This window comes from Streptomyces sp. PA03-1a (genome assembly GCF_033792805.1).
Classification (GTDB): Bacteria; Actinomycetota; Actinomycetes; order Streptomycetales; family Streptomycetaceae; genus Actinacidiphila.
The window spans coordinates 1,921-5,093 of record NZ_JARAVO010000390.1 but is presented as its reverse complement, the minus strand read 5'-3'; the positions used below and the strand labels follow the sequence as shown (position 1 = coordinate 5,093).

General features: G+C 57.5%; 1 rRNA gene. It reads right to left on the bottom strand.

What is annotated here, in order from left to right:
- Window positions 1-3,120: ribosomal RNA gene (locus tag PV341_RS43665) — 23S ribosomal RNA — on the bottom strand; the annotation flags it as partial.
- Window positions 3,121-3,173 lie beyond the last annotated feature (53 nt).

Below are 3,173 nucleotides of genomic sequence, written 5' to 3'. Positions count from 1 at the left end.
GGACAAGCCCTCGGCTTATTAGTACCGGTCAGCTCCACCCATTACTGGGCTTCCACATCCGGCCTATCAACCCAGTCGTCTACTGGGAGCCTTAACCCCTCAAGGGGGTGGGAGTCCTCATCTCGAAGCAGGCTTCCCGCTTAGATGCTTTCAGCGGTTATCCCTCCCGAACGTAGCCAACCAGCCATGCCCTTGGCAGGACAACTGGCACACCAGAGGTTCGTCCGTCCCGGTCCTCTCGTACTAGGGACAGCCCTTCTCAAGACTCCTACGCGCACAGCGGATAGGGACCGAACTGTCTCACGACGTTCTAAACCCAGCTCGCGTACCGCTTTAATGGGCGAACAGCCCAACCCTTGGGACCGACTCCAGCCCCAGGATGCGACGAGCCGACATCGAGGTGCCAAACCATCCCGTCGATATGGACTCTTGGGGAAGATCAGCCTGTTATCCCCGGGGTACCTTTTATCCGTTGAGCGACGGCGCTTCCACAAGCCACCGCCGGATCACTAGTCCCTACTTTCGTACCTGCTCGACCCGTCAGTCTCACAGTCAAGCTCCCTTGTGCACTTACACTCAACACCTGATTGCCAACCAGGCTGAGGGAACCTTTGGGCGCCTCCGTTACTCTTTAGGAGGCAACCGCCCCAGTTAAACTACCCACCAGACACTGTCCCTGATCCGGATCACGGACCGAGGTTAGACATCCAGCACGACCAGAGTGGTATTTCAACGACGACTCCACAATGGCTGGCGCCACTGCTTCAAAGTCTCCCACCTATCCTACACAAGCCGAACCGAACACCAATATCAAGCTGTAGTAAAGGTCCCGGGGTCTTTCCGTCCTGCTGCGCGAAACGAGCATCTTTACTCGTAGTGCAATTTCACCGGGCCTGTGGTTGAGACAGTCGAGAAGTCGTTACGCCATTCGTGCAGGTCGGAACTTACCCGACAAGGAATTTCGCTACCTTAGGATGGTTATAGTTACCACCGCCGTTTACTGGCGCTTAAGTTCTCAGCTTCGCCCCACCGAAATGGAGCTAACCGGTCCCCTTAACGTTCCAGCACCGGGCAGGCGTCAGTCCGTATACATCGCCTTACGGCTTCGCACGGACCTGTGTTTTTAGTAAACAGTCGCTTCTCGCTGGTCTCTGCGGCCACCACCAGCTCAGGGAGCAAGTCCCCTCACCAGCAATGGCCCCCCTTCTCCCGAAGTTACGGGGGCATTTTGCCGAGTTCCTTAACCACAGTTCACCCGAACGCCTCGGTATTCTCTACCTGACCACCTGAGTCGGTTTAGGGTACGGGCCGCCATGAAACTCGCTAGAGGCTTTTCTCGACAGCATAGGATCATCCACTTCACCACAATCGGCTCGGCATCAGGTCTCAGCCTCAATGAGTGGCGGATTTGCCTACCACTCGGCCTACACCCTTACCCCGGGACAACCACCGCCCGGGCTGGACTACCTTCCTGCGTCACCCCATCGCTCACCTACTACTGGATAGGTTCAGCGGCTCCACCACTCCCCATCACTCCGAAGAGATCAAGGGCGGCTTCACGGCCTTAGCATCACCAGATTCAGCGCTGGCGCTTCAAAGCGGGTACCGGAATATCAACCGGTTGTCCATCGACTACGCCTGTCGGCCTCGCCTTAGGTCCCGACTTACCCTGGGCAGATCAGCTTGACCCAGGAACCCTTAGTCAATCGGCGCAAGAGTTTCCCACTCTTGTATCGCTACTCATGCCTGCATTCTCACTCGTGAACCGTCCACGACTCCCTTCCAGGGCCGCTTCACCCGGCACACGACGCTCCCCTACCCATCACAGCCTCCGTTGGGAGTATTGCTGCAATGACACGACTTCGGCGGTACGCTTGAGCCCCGCTACATTGTCGGCGCGGAATCACTTGACCAGTGAGCTATTACGCACTCTTTCAAGGGTGGCTGCTTCTAAGCCAACCTCCTGGTTGTCTGTGCGACTCCACATCCTTTCCCACTTAGCGTACGCTTAGGGGCCTTAGTCGATGCTCTGGGCTGTTTCCCTCTCGACCACGGAGCTTATCCCCCGCAGTCTCACTGCCGCGCTCTCACTTACCGGCATTCGGAGTTTGGCTAAGGTCAGTAACCCGGTAGGGCCCATCGCCTATCCAGTGCTCTACCTCCGGCAAGAAACACACGACGCTGCACCTAAATGCATTTCGGGGAGAACCAGCTATCACGGAGTTTGATTGGCCTTTCACCCCTAACCACAGGTCATCCCCCAGGTTTTCAACCCTGGTGGGTTCGGTCCTCCACGCGGTCTTACCCACGCTTCAACCTGCCCATGGCTAGATCACTCCGCTTCGGGTCTTGGGCGTGCGACTGGATCGCCCTATTCGGACTCGCTTTCGCTACGGCTACCCCACACGGGTTAACCTCGCCACACACCGCAAACTCGCAGGCTCATTCTTCAAAAGGCACGCAGTCACGAGACACCAGCAAGCTGATGTCCGACGCTCCCACGGCTTGTAGGCACACGGTTTCAGGTACTATTTCACTCCGCTCCCGCGGTACTTTTCACCATTCCCTCACGGTACTATCCGCTATCGGTCACCAGGGAATATTTAGGCTTAGCGGGTGGTCCCGCCAGATTCACACGGGATTTCTCGGGCCCCGTGCTACTTGGGTGTCGTACAAGCAAGCCGCTAATGTTTCAGCTACGGGGGTCTTACCCTCTACGCCGGACCTTTCGCATGTCCTTCGCCTACATCAACGGTTTCTGACTCGCCCAGCCGCCGGCAGACGACTGAAGTACGATCCCACAACCCCACATGCGCAACCCCTGCCGGGTATCACACGCATACGGTTTGGCCTCATCCGGTTTCGCTCGCCACTACTCCCGGAATCACGGTTGTTTTCTCTTCCTGCGGGTACTGAGATGTTTCACTTCCCCGCGTTCCCTCCACACTGCCTATGTGTTCAGCAGCGGGTGACAGCCCATGACGACTGCCGGGTTTCCCCATTCGGACACCCCCGGATCAAAGCTCGGTTGACAGCTCCCCGGGGCCTATCGTGGCCTCCCACGTCCTTCATCGGTTCCTGGTGCCAAGGCATCCACCGTGCGCCCTTAAAAACTTGGCCACAGATGCTCGCGTCCACTATGCAGTTCTCAAACAACGACCCGTCACCCAACC